This window comes from Frankia sp. CgMI4 (assembly GCF_001756285.1).
Lineage (GTDB): Bacteria > Actinomycetota > Actinomycetes > Frankiales > Frankiaceae > Frankia > Frankia casuarinae.
The window spans coordinates 45,761-61,256 of sequence record NZ_MAQZ01000044.1 but is presented as its reverse complement, the minus strand read 5'-3'; the positions used below and the strand labels follow the sequence as shown (position 1 = coordinate 61,256).

Annotated in this window: 10 protein-coding genes; 6 read left to right on the top strand and 4 right to left on the bottom strand. The window is 70.1% G+C overall.

Features of this window, described 5'->3' with window-relative positions:
• Nucleotides 1-261: 261 nt before the first annotated feature.
• Nucleotides 262-1,845, bottom strand: coding sequence for a glycosyl hydrolase (locus Manayef4_RS04215; RefSeq protein ID WP_254665450.1), 1,584 nt, complete (start codon nt 1,843-1,845; stop codon nt 262-264).
• Nucleotides 1,846-2,753: 908 nt separating this feature from the next.
• On the opposite strand from Manayef4_RS04215, the gene Manayef4_RS04210 reads away from it, so the two are divergent.
• The 6 genes from Manayef4_RS04210 (at nt 2,754) to Manayef4_RS04185 (ending at nt 9,351) form a co-directional block, all read left to right on the top strand.
• On the top strand, nt 2,754-3,509 hold the full coding sequence (locus tag Manayef4_RS04210; protein ID WP_254665453.1) for a sugar phosphate nucleotidyltransferase: 756 nt from the start codon (nt 2,754-2,756) through the stop codon (nt 3,507-3,509).
• Nucleotides 3,510-3,529: 20 nt separating this feature from the next.
• The gene (locus Manayef4_RS04205) at nt 3,530-4,978 is read left to right on the top strand and encodes a DUF4910 domain-containing protein (RefSeq protein WP_139139996.1); all 1,449 of its coding nucleotides are present in this window, start codon (nt 3,530-3,532) and stop codon (nt 4,976-4,978) included.
• Entirely contained in the window at nt 4,975-5,757 is a 783-nt protein-coding gene (locus tag Manayef4_RS04200) for an IspD/TarI family cytidylyltransferase (RefSeq protein ID WP_070130684.1), read from the top strand. The genes Manayef4_RS04205 and Manayef4_RS04200 overlap by 4 nt, the downstream gene beginning before the upstream one ends.
• Nucleotides 5,720-6,643: a hypothetical protein gene (locus Manayef4_RS04195; protein ID WP_070130683.1), complete on the top strand. Its 924-nt coding sequence runs from the start codon at nt 5,720-5,722 to the stop codon at nt 6,641-6,643. Before Manayef4_RS04200 ends, Manayef4_RS04195 begins: the two co-directional genes overlap by 38 nt.
• A complete protein-coding gene (locus tag Manayef4_RS04190) occupies nt 6,640-7,425 on the top strand; it encodes an SDR family NAD(P)-dependent oxidoreductase (protein WP_011438308.1) in 786 nt (261 codons plus the stop codon). Before Manayef4_RS04195 ends, Manayef4_RS04190 begins: the two co-directional genes overlap by 4 nt.
• A gap of 567 nt (nt 7,426-7,992) precedes the next feature.
• Entirely contained in the window at nt 7,993-9,351 is a 1,359-nt protein-coding gene (locus Manayef4_RS04185) for a hypothetical protein (RefSeq protein WP_070130681.1), read from the top strand.
• A gap of 335 nt (nt 9,352-9,686) precedes the next feature.
• On the opposite strand, the gene Manayef4_RS04180 is transcribed toward Manayef4_RS04185, so the two are convergent.
• The 3 genes from Manayef4_RS04180 to Manayef4_RS04170 all read right to left on the bottom strand — a co-directional run bounded on the left by Manayef4_RS04180 (nt 9,687) and on the right by Manayef4_RS04170 (nt 15,340).
• Entirely contained in the window at nt 9,687-11,261 is a 1,575-nt protein-coding gene (locus tag Manayef4_RS04180; protein WP_070130680.1) for a Wzz/FepE/Etk N-terminal domain-containing protein, read from the bottom strand.
• A gap of 236 nt (nt 11,262-11,497) precedes the next feature.
• Nucleotides 11,498-13,903: a hypothetical protein gene (locus tag Manayef4_RS26455; RefSeq protein WP_070130716.1), complete on the bottom strand. Its 2,406-nt coding sequence runs from the start codon at nt 13,901-13,903 to the stop codon at nt 11,498-11,500.
• A 102-nt stretch (nt 13,904-14,005) separates the two neighbouring features.
• Complete coding sequence (locus tag Manayef4_RS04170; RefSeq protein WP_011438312.1) at nt 14,006-15,340, bottom strand: class I SAM-dependent methyltransferase; 1,335 nt, start codon at nt 15,338-15,340, stop codon at nt 14,006-14,008.
• Nucleotides 15,341-15,496 lie beyond the last annotated feature (156 nt).

Here is a 15,496-nt window from a genome sequence, read left to right as displayed (position 1 = left end):
GAGCCTGATCGTGGGCGGGGCGTCGTGGCGGATGCCGCGCTGGCCGGGCTTCTTGACCGGGTACTGGTTGTGGCGGGCGCGGCGGACGCGGCGGACGCGGCGGACGACGCGGGGTCTAAGATGCCCGTCTTCACCGCCGTGCCCATCGTGCTGAGGACTGCTGTCCGCCCCACGYAAGACCGTGTCCTGCGACACCCCCGCAGCCCGGGCCACCAGGCGAACAGGGACGAGCCAGCCCCGGCAGGGATCAGCCCCCAGGGATCAGCCCCAGAGCSGCTGGTACATCGCCGCCGCCGCGGGATTGATGGTGGGGTCGACCAACGAGGAACGGACGTTGTTCGGCACGGCATCGGGGAAGTACGCCTCGTAGGCGAGAATGTCCGCGTTACGCACAAACGTCTCGTGCATCTTCTCTATATAGACGGGGTTGTCCCCACCCGCGGCCCCGACCCGACCCGCCTTGGTGCCCTGCTGGCTGACCACGCCCCACTCCGGCACCGAGAACAGCTTGTGATGGATCCGCGCAAAGATGATCACCTGACAGAGACCGCCGGTCTCGTTGCACTGGTTGTCGAAGTCAGCGTAGGTCGGGCTCGGCGGGTACTGGTCGTAGCTGTCGACCCCGATGACGTCGACGTACTGGTCACCCGGGTAGAGATCGAAGGCGCCGACCGACGTGGTCGAGCCGTGGGCGTTGAGGTTCCAGTCGATGCGGACCCGCGGACTGGTAGCCTTGATCGCCGACGAGGCGTTACGGAAGCACTGCACCCACTGCTGCGGGTCCGTGGCCGCCCACGCGAACCACAGCCCGTTGAACTCCCAGCCCAGCCGGACGAACGAGTCGCCCCGCTCCATGCTCACCAGCCAGCGGCCGAACTGCCGCCACTCGGCGTCGTAGCGGCCGGCCGCGCAGTCGGCGAGGTTGCCCTTCTCCGGCCCCTCGTCCGGAAAGAGCGGCTGGCTGATGACCCATGTGCCGGAGAACCCGGCGAAGGTCGAGGCGCCGCGACCGATCCAGGGCTCGACGATCGCCCGCCAGCTGGACCGCTCGGTGTACATGACGACGACGTCGTTGGGCCGGCCACGGAATTCCGCCCAGCGGTTCGCCTGCGCCAACGTGTGCGCGGCGACCCCCGTGGGAAACTCACCGGTCGTGGCGGCCCGCTGCACCCGGGGCACGGTGACCGGCGGCTGGACCCCCGGTGCGGGCGAGGGGCCGGAGCTCGGCGACCGCGCGGGCGGCGACTGCGGCGGGGGCTGCGACTGCGGGGCGGACGTCGGGCCGCCGGCCACCGTGTCCGTGGGGTGTCCTCCGGAGGACACCAGAACCCAGGCGGTCAGGGCGGTCACGACCGCGATCGAGACCGCGACAAGCGGGAGACGCGGGATTCGGCCGGCTCGGCCCCCCGGGCGCGCAGCGATCCAACCGGCGACGCGAGACAGACGACCCGGGCCAGGTTCACCGCCGCCGTCCGCCCGAACACGCGCGTCCGGCACCGGCCCGTCCCAGACCGGCACGTCCCGGGCCAGAACGTCCCGGGCCAGAACGTTCGTGTCCGGCGTGTCCAGCCTCTTCCCGGCCGGGGCCTGCCGCCCGTGCCAATGGAACACGGTCGTGGTGGCGCCGTCCGGACGTGCCCGCACCGGGTCCGGCCGGTCCCCGCCGGGGGCTGTGACCGGGCCGCCATCCGCGTCGCGAGGAGCGCCGTCGCGGCGGATGTGGACCAGCTCGGTGGGGGAACCCTCGCTAGGGGAACGGAGGATCCGCGGCGTCGTGTCGCTTCGGCGACGGCGCAGCGGGAGCAGCCGGGCGTCCGGCCACTCGCCCCGGGACGGGGTCGGCATGCCGGCGCTCCCACCGGCGGGCCGCCGATCGGCCGAACGGGGCGGGTCCGTCTCGGAGTGATGCACCGTGCCGTCCTGGTCCGAGGATGGCGATCCGGCCACCGGCCAGCGACCAGCGGCCGGAGGGTCATCCGACCAGGAGCGCCCGCGCACCCGCATCACCCCAGTCGTACATTTCTATCTATAAAGTCATTTTTACTCATGTAGTGCAAAAGTGCGGCCAAGCGCGACACTCTMCCCGATCCGGTGGCTCGCAACGAGGTCCGCCATCACCGTCGACACCTGAGCCGAGGCTCGTTCGGTAATCCGAGAGTGATCGCTAAACAGTAACAACCACCGACGAAGTGCACCTTCGGCGGCCTCGGCTTATCACGSAGTGCAACGATCAGCCATCCGTAGACCAACCCTCCCGCTCCGAGAGAATTGTTCGACACGCGCACCCGACCCACCGAAACCGTCATCCGGTCCCGGAGCCAGGGAAGTCAGGGAAGTCAGACGCGTGGGAGGCCCGCRGGGCTGTGGGGTCTATGCCGCATACGCGGGTTCGTAGGGACACCGCCAGCCGGCAAAGGACCATACGGTACCGTTGCCACGGGTCACGCCCGCACGCACGTTCGCGGGCGAGYAGCGACGTCCTCACCCGCGTGGGAACGCGCCGCCCGCGCAGCCGGACCGCCCGGTGGCTGCCCCCACCGGTCACGACCAGCCGGCCCGCGGGACGGCTGCCCCGGATCACCCGGAGCGCGTCGCGGTCCCGCAACGACCAGGCCATTGACGCCCATCCGCCCCGAGTGCGTCCGGACCGGGGCATGAGCACGGGAGACGCAACAGCCTTGAGCATCGAGATCGCCCAGACCAGCGAGATTCCCGACGTGGCGGACATCCCCGTCGTGATCCTGTGCGGCGGGATGGGAACCCGGCTGYGGGAAGCCAGCGAGAAACTACCCAAGCCGCTGGTGGACATCGGCGGCAAGCCGGTGCTGTGGCACATCATGAAGACCTACGAGCACTATGGCTTCCGTAAGTTCGTGCTCTGCCTCGGCTACAAGAGCGATCTGATCAAGAACTACTTCCTCGCCTACCGTGCGCAGGTCGCCGACTTCACCCTCACGCTCTCCGACGACCACACCCCCCAGTTCCACAACACCGTGGGCGACGAGGCGTGGGAGGTGACCTTCGCCGAGACGGGCCTACTCACCGGAACCGGAGCCCGGCTGCGCCGGGTCGCCCAGTACCTGACCGGCCCGCGGTTCATGCTGACCTACGGCGACGGCGTGGGTGCCGTCGATGTCGGCGCGGTGCTCGCCGACCACCTGGCGTCGGGGCGGATCGGGACGGTCACCGGCGTCCGGCCGTCGAGTCGCTACGGCGAGCTGACCACGGACGGCAACGCCGTCACCCTCTTCGCCGAGAAGCCGCCGCAGACCGGCTGGGTGAGCGGGGGATACTTCGTCTTCGAGCGCGAGTTCATCGACAAGTACCTCGACGACGACCCGGCGCTGCTGCTGGAGCGTCACCCGCTGCAGCAGCTGGCCCGGGACAGCGAGCTGACCCTGCACACTCACGACGGGTTCTGGATGGGTATGGACACGTTCCGCGACTGGACCGAGCTGAACCAGCTCTGGGATTCCGGTGCCGCRCCCTGGCGTGTCTGGGCCGGCTGAGGTTCCGGACGGGTCCAGCGATGAGCGATTCCTCCCGCGGCTCCGGCGGTCCCGAGCCGAACGCTTCCCCCCTGAACGCTTCCCCCCCGAACGGTTCCGAGCCCGCCGACGCCGGCGAGTACGCGGCGACGGCAGGCGCCGACCCGGGTACGTGGCTGCACGACCTGGTCGCCACCCTGCTGCCCCCCATGCGCAGCATCACCGGGGACGGTGTCCGCACGACGCTCGCCACCGTCGCGCGGGCGCTCGGCCCGGAGCCCGCGCTCACGGTGCACGAGGTCCCCAGCGGGACACCGGTCCTGGACTGGACCGTGCCCCGGGAATGGAACGTCGCCTCGGCCCGGTTGACCGGCCCGGACGGCAAGACCGTCGTCGACGCCGCTGACAACCCGCTGCACCTGCTGGGGTACAGCACACCRGTCCGCGCCCGGCTGTCCCTCGACGAGCTGCGCCCGCACCTGTTCTCGATGCCGGACCGCCCGGACTGGGTGCCCTACCGGACCTCCTACTACACCGAGAACTGGGGCTTCTGCCTGACCGACCGGCAGCTCGCCGCGCTGCCCGACGGCGAGTACGACGTGGAGATCGACACCACCCTCACCGCGGGGTCGCTGACCTACGGCGAGATCGTGCTGCCCGGGACCACGGACGACGAGTTCCTCATCACGACCCACACCTGCCACCCGGCGATGGCGAACGACAACTGCTCGGGCATCGCCACGGCCACCCTGCTGGCCCGCACCCTGGCCGGGCTGCCCCGCCGGCACACCTTCCGGCTGCTGTTCATCCCCGGCACGATCGGATCGATCACCTGGCTCGCGCGCAACCGCGACACCGTCGGGCGCATTCGGCACGGGCTGGTGCTGACCGGCCTGGGCGACCGGTCGGACCCGACCTACAAGCGCAGCCGGCGGGGTAACGCCGCCGTCGACCGGGCCGCGGCGGCGGCGCTCGCCGAGACCGGGCGGCCGCACCGGGTCGTCGACTTCTCCCCCTACGGCTACGACGAACGGCAGTTCTGCTCCCCTGGCTTCGACCTGCCCGTCGGCCGGTTCGGGCGCGGCCAGCACGGCGACTATCCGCAGTACCACACGTCCGCGGACGACCTCGACTTCGTGACCCCGCAGTCACTGGCCGACTCGTTCGCGATCCTGCTGCGGACGATCGACATCTGCGAGCGCGACCGCATCTGGCGCAACACCACCCCGTACGGGGAGCCGCAGCTCGGCCGGCGGGGCCTGTACCGCGCCATCGGGGCCACCATGAACCGCCAGGCGATCGAGATGGGCCTGCTGTGGGTGCTGAACCTGGCCGACGGCACGCGCAGCCTGCTCGACATCGCCGACCGCGCGGACCTGCCGTTCGACACCGTCGCGGCGGCGGCCGATGCCCTGGCGGGCGTCGATCTACTCAGCGACGTCACCAGCAGCGACGTCACCAGCGCCGCGCCCGCGGGAGYCCGGCGGTGACCGACACCGCTGTCGCCGTCGCCAACGGTGCGGGGAGCACCGGGAACAGCGGCCCGGTCTGGACGATCGTGCTGGCCGGCGGCGGCGRCACGCGTTTCGGCGGGCCGAAACAGTTCTTCGACCTCGGGGGTGAGCCCCTGCTCGCCCATCCGGTCGCGGCGGCGCGGCCCGCCAGTGACGGCATCGTCGTGGTCGTCCCCGCCGCCCTGATCGGCCACTGGTCACCGCCGGACGGAGTGCGGATGGTCGCTGGCGGCGCCACCCGGGCCGAGTCCGTCCGGGCGGGGCTGGCTGCCGTGCCCGCGGACGCCGGGGTCATCGTGGTCACCGACGCCGCCCATCCACTCGCGACTCCCGCCCTGTACCAGCGGGTCATCGACGAGGTCCGCGCCGGCGCCGACGCGGCCGTACCCGGGCTCCCGCTCACCGAGGTCGTCAAGGAGATCCGCTCGACGGTGCTCGGCAGCCCCCCCGACGACACCCCCCGGTTGGTCACCGGGGCCTCGCTGCCGCGGGAGACTCACCGGCTCGTGCAGACCCCGCACGCCTTCCGGGCGGACCTGCTGCGCTCCGTGCACGCGGAGGCCCGCGAGGCCGTCGAGGACTCGGCGATGGTTGCCGCGGCCGGCGGCCTGGTCGTGGTCGTCCCCGGCGAGCCGGCGAACATCCATGTCACCACGCCGGACGAACTCGCCATGGCCCGGCTGCTTCTCACCCATGTTCGTTCCGAGGGGGAACCTAATGAGTTCGGTACTGGTCGAATCCACGCTGTCCGATGACGAGCGGCGGGCGAGGCTCTACGCCGGCGAGCTGTTCGTCTACGCGCCCAGGCCCGCGACGCGGGAGTTCGTCGAGTTCAGCCGCACCCTGATCCGCGAGGCCTTCGGCGATCTCGACCCCGAGACGGCGCAGTACCACATGCCGGTCGAGGACTACGCGGCCCTGCTCGCCGAGCTGAAGCCACGGTTCATCCAYCACCCCACCTGCAAGGAACTGCTGCCGGCGATTCTCGCCGAGCACGGCTGCGACCTGTCGAAGACCTACTTCGACGTGCCCCGGCTGCGGACCTCGACGTCGGACGACTACCTCACCTCGGGCATCGCCTATGCCTTCCACCCGCACCGCGACACCTGGTACTCGGCACCGTTCTGCCAGCTCAACTGGTGGATGCCGATCTTCGACATCGTGYCGGAGAACGCCATGGCCTTCCACCCGCGCTACTTCTCCCAGGGCGTGAAGAACGGTTCCCGCGACTACGACTACTACGAGTGGAACGCGAAGAACCGGGCCGACGCCGCGAAGCACATCAAGTCCGACACCCGCAAGCAGCCCAAGCCCGAGGAGGAGGTGGAGATCTTTCCGCAGACCCGGGTGGTCGCCCCCTCCGGCGGCATAATGATCTTCTCGGCGGCCCAGCTGCACTCCTCGGTGCCGAACAACTCCGGCCGCACCCGGTTCAGCATGGACTTCCGCACCGTCCACTTCGACGACGTGGTCAACCACGTCGGAGCGCCGAACGTCGACGCGGAGTGCACCGGCACGACCATGCGGGACTACCTGCGTGGCACCGACCTGAGCCGGATTCCCGAGGACATCTGCCTGACCTACGACACCGCGCCGCCGCGGGAGGACGCGATGCTGGTGTTCTCCCACCAGAACGCATGACGGCGGCCCCGAACGGATCCGGCGCGGGCGACCCGGCGGCGGACGAGGTTCCGCTCGCCGGGCGGGTCGCCGTGGTGACCGGTGCGTCGAGCGGCATCGGCCGGGCCACCGCGCTGCGGCTGGCCTCGGGCGGAGCCACCGTCCTCGCGCTCGGGCGCGACCAGACCCGGCTCGACGCCCTCGGCAAGGAGGCGAGCGGTCCGGGCACCCTGACGCCGGTGCGCCTCGACCTGACCGATGACGCGGCCGTCGTCGCGTTCACCGCCGAGGTCACGGACCGCTACAGCCGCGTCGATCATCTGGTGCACAGCGCCGGCGCCTACGGAAGCGCCCGGGTGGACGCCGTGTCGCTGGCCGATCTCGACGCCCAGTACCTCGCGAACGTCCGAGCACCATACGCGCTCACCCAGCGGCTGCTGCCGGCGCTGCGGGTCGCCGGGGCCGACCGCGGCGCCGACATCGTCATCGTCAACTCCACCCAGGGCATCCGGGCCGGCGCGGGCACCAGCGTGTTCGCCGCCACCCAGCACGCCATGCGGGGGTTCGCCGACAGCCTGCGCCAGGAGATCAACGCCGACGGCATCCGGGTGACCACCATCCATCTCGGCCGTACGGCGACCCCAAGGCAGGAGGCGATCTACGCCCGGGAAGGCCGTGAGTACGCACCCGAGCTGCTCGTCCAAGCGGCCGACGTGGCCGATCTCGTCAATTATCTGATCCGGCTCCCACCCACCGCGGAGATCACCGAGCTGCACCTGCGGCCGGCGAAGAAGAGCTACTGACGCACTCACGCTGCGCAACGACTCGGGGCCCGTGGGCGCGCCAGAGCCCACGGGCCCCGAGGCCCAGAAGTCCGCCGACGGCGCGGTCCCGGACTCGGGACCGGAACCCCGGGACCGGAACCAAGATCCGGAAGCAAGATCCAGGACCAGGACGAACCGGCCTCCGCGGCCGCGGCGGAGCAGGTCAGCGGTGTAGCGTCCGGGTCCCGGGTGGCCGAGGGCATGTGTCCGCCCCGCCCCGCCGGAATCCAGATCTGCACGGATACGAACCGATGGCGGTCAAGCCTGACGACCGCTATTATTCATCGCCCGTGCCGGGTTCGAAGAGCCCCCCAGCAGCTGGCTGCAAGGCGTGACGGAGACGCAACCATGCGCTCCGGAAACGGCACGGAGACCACCTTGCGAGACGGCACGAGGGCCCCGGATAGACTGAATCGCCCACGCCGTCCGCCCGTAGCGCCAGCTAGCCGACCTGCCGACGTGCGGATGGGCTTCCATCGCCGGACCCCCGTCGCCGGACGCGGCGCCCGGGAGCCCACTGACCAGGAACGGGGGGGACGGGAACCAGTGGTCACCACCACGCTCACGACCAGGATTCCACGGTCGTGGGTGATCCCGACCCAGGAGGCCGGCAGCGGGAAGTCGGTCAACGACGCCACCTTCCGGATGCTGACGATCCTGCTCTTCTGCGAGATCTTCCTGCAACGGATCGCTTTCCCGGTGGGCGGTTCACAGGTCCAGGTAATCCTGCCGATCACCTATGTCTGCGCGGCCTTGATGCTGCGCCGCGGAGGTCTGACGTACAACTCCAGCCGGGTGACCACCTACCTCGTCGCGATGACGGCATGTTCGGCCTCGGCACTCGTCTGCTTCCTCCGCGAGAAGGACGACACGTCCTTCACCTCATTGCTGCTGCTGCTGGCGACGTACGTGCCGTTCGTCCTCGGCCTGCGCGGCGCGGACGCCCGCGCTCTCCTGCCCCGGCTGCTGGACCGTTTTCTGATCATGATCACGGTACTCGCCGGTCTCGCGCTGTTCCAGTTCGCCATTCAGCTCGTCGGCGTTCCGTACACCGACGTCGTCAAGGACATCGTGCCGTCGCAGTTCCTGATGCATGGGTTCAACACGTCCTACCCCGTGCAGTACGGCTCGTCGTTGTACAAGTCGAACGCCTTCATCTGCCTCGAGGCGTCATTCTGCTCACAGTTCCTCGGCTTCGGTATCGTGGTCTGCACACTGCGCAACGGCGGCTGGTGGCGCATGATCATGTTTGTGCTGGCCATCCTGAGCACCGTTTCCGGCACAGGTCTGCTCCTGCTGGCCTGCGCAGGCGTCCTGCTGGCCGTTCACAAGGGCGCCCGATTCGCGCTCACCGCCCTGCTCGGAGTGAGCCTCGTGGCGCTGATCATCAGCTTCACCCCGGCATCGAGCATCTTCGCCGCGCGTGCTACGGAGACATCCTCATCGACGTCCAGCSGCAGCCTGCGCTTCGTCCAGCCGTACCAGCGGACCTGGGACGCGCTCGGCAGCGACCCGATGACGGTGGCGTTCGGCTCGGGGCCCGGGTTCGCCGACCGGGACGCGGCCGCGTTCTTCTACCGCACCGGACTGCCGCTGAACTACGCCCTCCTGCCCAAGCTGATCCTCGAGTACGGCGTCGTCGGGACCACCGCGTTCATCGGTCTGGTGGTGGYGATGTTCGTACGCGGCTCGCAGTCGTTCGTGCTCTCCGGGTCGGTGTTGATCTTCTATAGCGTGCTGTCCGGAGGCCTGCTGGCCCCGGTTGTCACCGGGCTCGGCCTCCTGCTCGTCACCTGGTTCACGGTTACCCCCGAGGAGACCGTCAGGCTCCAGAGGGATCCGGGAGCGCCGTCACCGCGGATCCCACCGGCTCCCGCACCGGGCCGGTCCTTCGCCTCGATCTGACCCAGCGCGCAGCAGGCGCGCGACCGCACGCACCACAGCGCACGGATGGCGCCATCCGCCCATACCGCCATCCCTGCCCGTGCTCGTCTCGCCTCTCGCCTCTCGCCTCTCGCCTCATCTTGGCAGGTAGGGCCATCGCGATGGCCGGAACTGGGACCGGGCGCCGGGACCAGACCCAGGGACCGGAGATACGACAAGAAGCCGCGACAAGAAGCCGGTACAACGAAGGAGCCGGGCGGTCAGATTACGCTGACCGCCCGGCTCGTCATACCGGCGTTGCGACGCCTGGAATCCAGGGAACCTCGGGGTCCCGGACCCTCGCGGCTACGGGCTCTCTAACGCTTGCCGGGGCGGGCGTAGCGGTCGGTGGCCTCCGAGTCCACGCCGCCGCCCCGCTTGCTCACCGCGGCCGAGTCCCCCACCGGGGAATTGGAGGTGATGGTGTCGACCGACGAACGACGCTCCGGGGCCGCCGCGACGGCCCGGCGGATGCCGGTCCGGYCGTCGTGCACGACGCCCACGACTCGCTCGGCGAGCGCCGGCCAGTCCCGCGGCACCTGCTCAAGCTCCTTGAGGCTGGTTTCGGTGGAGGTGATGACCACGACGGCGTCGGCCTGGATGGCGGAGGCCGCGGTCATCGGCAGCTCGGCCAGCGCCGAGGTGACGAGGATGACGAGGTCGACGACCGGCGCCCGGTCGGCGAGGATCGGGGCGAGGCCACCGGGCCGGGCGGCCCGGGCCGGCGACACGCGGTTGTAGAGGATGTGCCCCCGTCCGGTGCCGGACGAGCGTGCCAGGCAGGTCGGCTCGTGCGCCCAGCGAGGCAGCTCCCCGGAGGTCGCCCGGGGCAGTCCCTCAAGAACTCCCCGCACCTCGGACGACGGCGAGGTGTCCAGGATCAGGACGACGCCCTGATCATCGGACCATGCGGCGGCCACGGAGGCGACGAGATCGGCGGTCAGGTCCCCTCGCGACGCCGGGGTGAACGCGATCACCTTGCTSGTCGGGGACATCACCGCGGACATCGCCGAGACCAGGGTCTCGGCCGCGCTGGCGGTGGTCCGTCCCGGCTCCAGGACGGCGATCAGCGGCACGCCCAGGGTGTCGGATGGGTTGTGCGGGTCGAGGATGGTGGGCCGGCGCTGATACATGATCCAAATCGCCGCGATCGAACCGAGCAACCCGACGATCGCAGCGACCAGCGTGTTACGGAACAGGTTCGGCCCGCTCTGGCCTTCGGCGACGGGTGGCTCGGCCAGKTTGATCGACGCGCTCGCCAGCGCGGAGGCGGTACGGGCGGTGGCGATCTGCGTGTTGAGGTTCGCGATCTGCGTGTTGCGGACGGTGTTGTCGACGCTCCCGGCAATACCGGCTCCCTGGCCCGCAGCGGCCTGCTCCGCCACCAGCCCGTCACGAAGTTTGATCATGGCGCTGATATTCGCCTGGCTGTTGGGGCCATAGGTCGTCAAAAGCTTGCTGTAGGCATCCTCGGCCGACTTGACCAGCGCGTCCGCCGCCTGCTGGCTCGGGCCCGTCCCCTTGATGACGAAGAAGTAGCCCTCGTCGGACGGCGAGGTACTGAGCCGGGCGGCGACGTCCAGCTCGGGCAGCTTGAGTTCCTTCGCGATCTCCGCGACGGCCGCCGAGGACTGGGCGAACTGCGCCTGGGTCTGCACGAAGCGGGTCGCGTCGACCGAGTTGGCGCCGAGCGTACCCGAGTCCGTCGAGAGGAAGACCCGGGCACTCGACCGATAGGTCGCCGTCTGCGTCTTGGAGTAGGCGGCCGCCAGAGCCGCGAAGACGACCACGACGATGGCGACAACCAGCAGCCGTGGCTGGAGGATACGAAGCAGGGACGGGGCGGAGGGAGCCCGGCTGGTCTCGTTGCCCGCCTGCACGTTGCGACTCATGACGCACCCGCCACGGACTCGGAACGAGCGGACCGGGCCCGTACCCGGATCGGAGTGCCGGTGAGACGACGCAACGACTCCTCCAGCGGGACATGAAGCGAACTCAATGTGGCCCCCCACAGGAGCATCCGGCCCGTTTGCCGGACCACGGTCTAGATCTGACGGAACCGATTTGTGAGCATAGCCGATAGCGGATAGTAAACGGTCTATAGCTATGACTGACGCCGCGCGGATGCTCAGGTGCCCCGCCCACCACGCCGCGATCCGGTTCCGCGACCAGGCCGGCGAGGGCCGTGCTCCGGAGCGACATCCATACCCTCGACATCATCCACGGGATCCATTCGATGGTCAGATTCGCCAGCGTTCGACCGTCTCGACCGACGTGCGTCGCTCATCCCGGCCCGGCGCGGGCGCGGCAGCTCTCGTCCTCCCGGCCCCGCCGGGGCGGGGTCAGGCCCGGAGCCGCCCCGCGCCGCCCGCAGCGCGGCCTGCTCCGCGTCGTGCTCCCGAGCGAGTCGACGGAGCAGCACAAACCACACCGGCGCAATGGACCAGAAAGCAATGTTATAGCCGACGACCGCACCCCGCGCCTCCCCGACAAGCAACCCAATGATAGGAAAACCAAACAACATCGGCGCAAAGACCGCATTGACCCGAAATGTGATCTTGGCTTTTCCGAGTGCGTAGACCATGCAGGCCGGTCCGACCGGGACCGACGCGGCCAGATAGTGCAGAATCGACAGCCCCAGGATGTTCCTGACGCCGTCCCACGAGTCGCCCAACAACGCCTGGCCGTAACGTTCCGGAAGGAGGTAGAAGATCAGGCTCCACGCCGTGCCGATGGCGAGGACGAGGGCCGAGAGAGCGTAGGCGGCGCGCTCCCGGGCGTGGCGGGTCATGGAGGTCCGCTTGGAGAACTCCGGCAACGCGAAGCTCACGACCCCCACCCCGACCACCGTGGTCGGGCCGAGCAGCGTGCGCRCACCTTGCAGGGCGCCCACCGTCGCCAGCGAACCMACCGCTCCGATCACCAGCAGCGAGGTCTGCATCGCGCCCTGGACGGTGATGAACTCCGCCGCCAGATAGGCGGAGTTCGACTTGTTCCTGCGGAGCCATCGAAGGGTCTCGCCGGGCGACGGCCAGAAGCCGGCCTGGGCTATCCCCAGCAGGGCCGCGACGAGAGCCGAGGCCCCCCAGGCGAGCAGCAGCGGCGGGGATGCGGTCACACCGCGGTGGATGAGCAGGAAGATCCCGAAAATCTGGACGACCGCCCAGACGGTGTCGTTGACGAAGGCGCCGAAGGGCTTCCCCATCGCGAAGAAGACATAGCGCCACGCATCCTGCAGCAGCAGGCCGGGCAGCACGAGGCCCATCGCCGACAACGACGACCCGACCGGGCCGCCGAGGAGCAGACCCGGACCGACGAACGCGATTCCCACGGCCACACCGAAGACGAACGACGAGCCGGTGGTGGCGGTGGCCGCCGCCCGGAAGTCGCTCCGAGTGGCACCCGAGTAGAACATGCTCAGCGGCATGCAGCTTCCGGCGCGGACCAGGCCGATGACGATGGAGAACAACGTGTACGCAATACCGAACGCGCCGTACTCGACGTCGCTGACCTGATGGGCGATCAGGAACGAGACCGCGGCGTTCGTCGCACTGGAGACGGCCTGGTCCGCCAGCGTCCAGATCGCCTTCGACCTGGCTCCGCCACGGCCGCCGGAACCCTCGCGGCCCGGACCCTCGCGGCCCGGACCCTCGTCGCCGGTCAGATCGTCCACCAGGCCGTCGGCCCCGTTACCGGGCCCCGGCCCGAAGGACGCGGCCGCGGCGGCCCGCTCGCCGCCGCCCGTCGCGGCGGGCCTTCGTCGACCGCGGGACCGCGCGGTGCCCGCCCCGGGAAATCGGCCGCCACGCCCGGCGGGGGGCGGCCGCGGAAAGATCTGTGTGCTCTCCGGATCGGTCTCGTCGGTTCGACGCGCCCGCCGGTCCGAGCGGCGATGCCGGGGAGTCTGCCCCTCGACCCGCCGGAGGAGCTCGGTCTTCTCCGCCCGCAGCCGGCGTTGCAGCGCGCTCAGGTCCATCGTGGCGGTGACGACGTCGGGCGGCTGGATCGCGGGCCCGGACCGCCCGGACACCGGCCCCGCGGGGCGGACCGGGTCGACTGGCGGTCTTCCCCCGGCCTCGCCCGACGGTTCTCCCGCCTTCCCGTCTCCCGCCTTCCCGGCCGTTGGCACCCGGCTCACGGAGATCTCGCCCGGGGAAGCGGTGGGCCGTTGCTCCGACGGATCGCCGTGGGGCCGCACCGGGCCGGTCCGCACGGTACCCGGGGGCGGGCGGCGGATCAACGGCAGTCCAGAGACCTTGATGGTCTGCTCGCCCGCCCCGGATTCCGGCCGCGGCGCCGGAGCGGGCTGCGGGCGGATCGGCCCCGTGGACACCTCGAAAACCTCGCCGGGTCGGCGGCCGCCACGGCGTTCGAACCCTTCGCCGAGACGTTCGGTCCGCTCTCCGGGACGCTGCCCGGTCGCCCGCGCGGGACGCTGGGATCGTGGCACGTACCGGGTCTCGTCAGGGGAACCCTCGGGTGGGGAGTCGTCCTCCCCACCCGTGGCTCTCAGGTCCACGTCGATGTCCGTCATACCCGCTCTCTCGACCAGCCCGACCGGCTCAGCCGGCCCAGCGAGCAGGGTCCGCACAACCGCGGACGGAAATAACGACGGCCTGAGACCACGATGGGTTGCCTACAGCACTACGGGCCGGGGAACCGGCACGATGAAGGAGCCACCGCGCGCGGCGTACTCGGCCTGCTGGGCGATGATCTCCTTCTTCACGTTCCACGCCAGCAGCAGCAGGTAGTCGGGCTGCCGCTCCAGCAGGACGGCAGGATCGAGGATCGGCAACCGGGCGCCGGGCAGGTACCGGCCCTGCTTGTGGATGTTGCGGTCGACGACGAAATCGAGCAGGTCGGTACCGATGCCGCTGGAGTTCAGCAGGGTCGCTCCCTTAGCCGCCGCGCCGTAGGCGGCGATGGTCCTACCGTCGGCGCGCAGCGAGCGCAGCAACGCCACCAGCTCGTCCTGCACGGCGCGGACGTCGTCGCCGAAGCTGGCGTACCGGTCGAACGTGTCGAGCCCGGCGGCCCGCTCGGCGTCGAGCACCGCCGCCACCGACTCGGCCGGGTCCGCGGTGGCGGTGTGCTGCATGCTCCACCGCAGGGTGCCGCCGTGCAGCTCGGGGAACTCCTGGACGCCGACGAGCGCGAGGCCGTGCCGGCGCATCAGGGCGTCGACCGCGATCGTGGAGAAGTAGCAGAAGTGCTCGTGGTAGACCGTGTCGAACTCGGTGTGGGCCAGCAACGCGCCGACCCCGGGGTTCTCGACGTCGACGAGGCCGCCGTCGGCGAGCAGGATCGAGAAGCCCTCGACGAAGCTGTTGAGGTCCGGGACGTGGGCCATCACGTTGTTCGCTATGATCACATCGGCCTTGCGACCCTCCGCGACGAGCTGACGGGCGAGCTCCGCGCCGAAGAACTCCTCGCGGGTCGGCACGCCCGCCTCCCGGGCGGCCGCGGCCGGGCCCGGGGTCGGCTCGATCCCGAGGACCGGGATGCCCCGCTCGACGAACGCCTTCAGCAGGTAGCCGTCGTTGCTGGCGACCTCGACCACCAGGCTGTCCGGCCCGAGGTTGCGGCTCGCGATCAGGTCGATCACGTGCTTCTCCGCGTGGCGGACGAGCATGTCGGAGAACGAGGAGAAGTAGGGATAGTCCTCGTCGAAGATCTCGGACGCCGGCAGCTCGTGGGTGAGCTGGACGAGTGCRCAGGCCTCGCAGAAGCCGACCTCAAGCGGGAACGACGGATCGGTCGCGTCGAGGGCGTCGGCGCGCACCAGGCGGTTGGCGATGGGGGTGGACCCCAGGGAGAGGAACAGGCGCGGGGCCGGTCCGCCGCAGGACCGGCAGGCGATTACCGCCGTGGCGATGCCGCCGGGAGCATCCTGCTTCTGGGTCGCCTGCTTCTGGGTCGCGTCGGCCTCGGCGGTGCCACTACCGCGCTGGGCCGGGGTTGCGGATGACATGCGTTCCCCTAGGTGAGGTGTCGACATCGATCTTCACGATCTGGTGGACGGGAATGGCTGTGCCAGTCGGCCGCGAGGCCGAACGAGAGGCCGAACGACATGATGACCGCACATCCGACCAGAAGGATGTGACGGTCCCGCGAACGACATGATCTT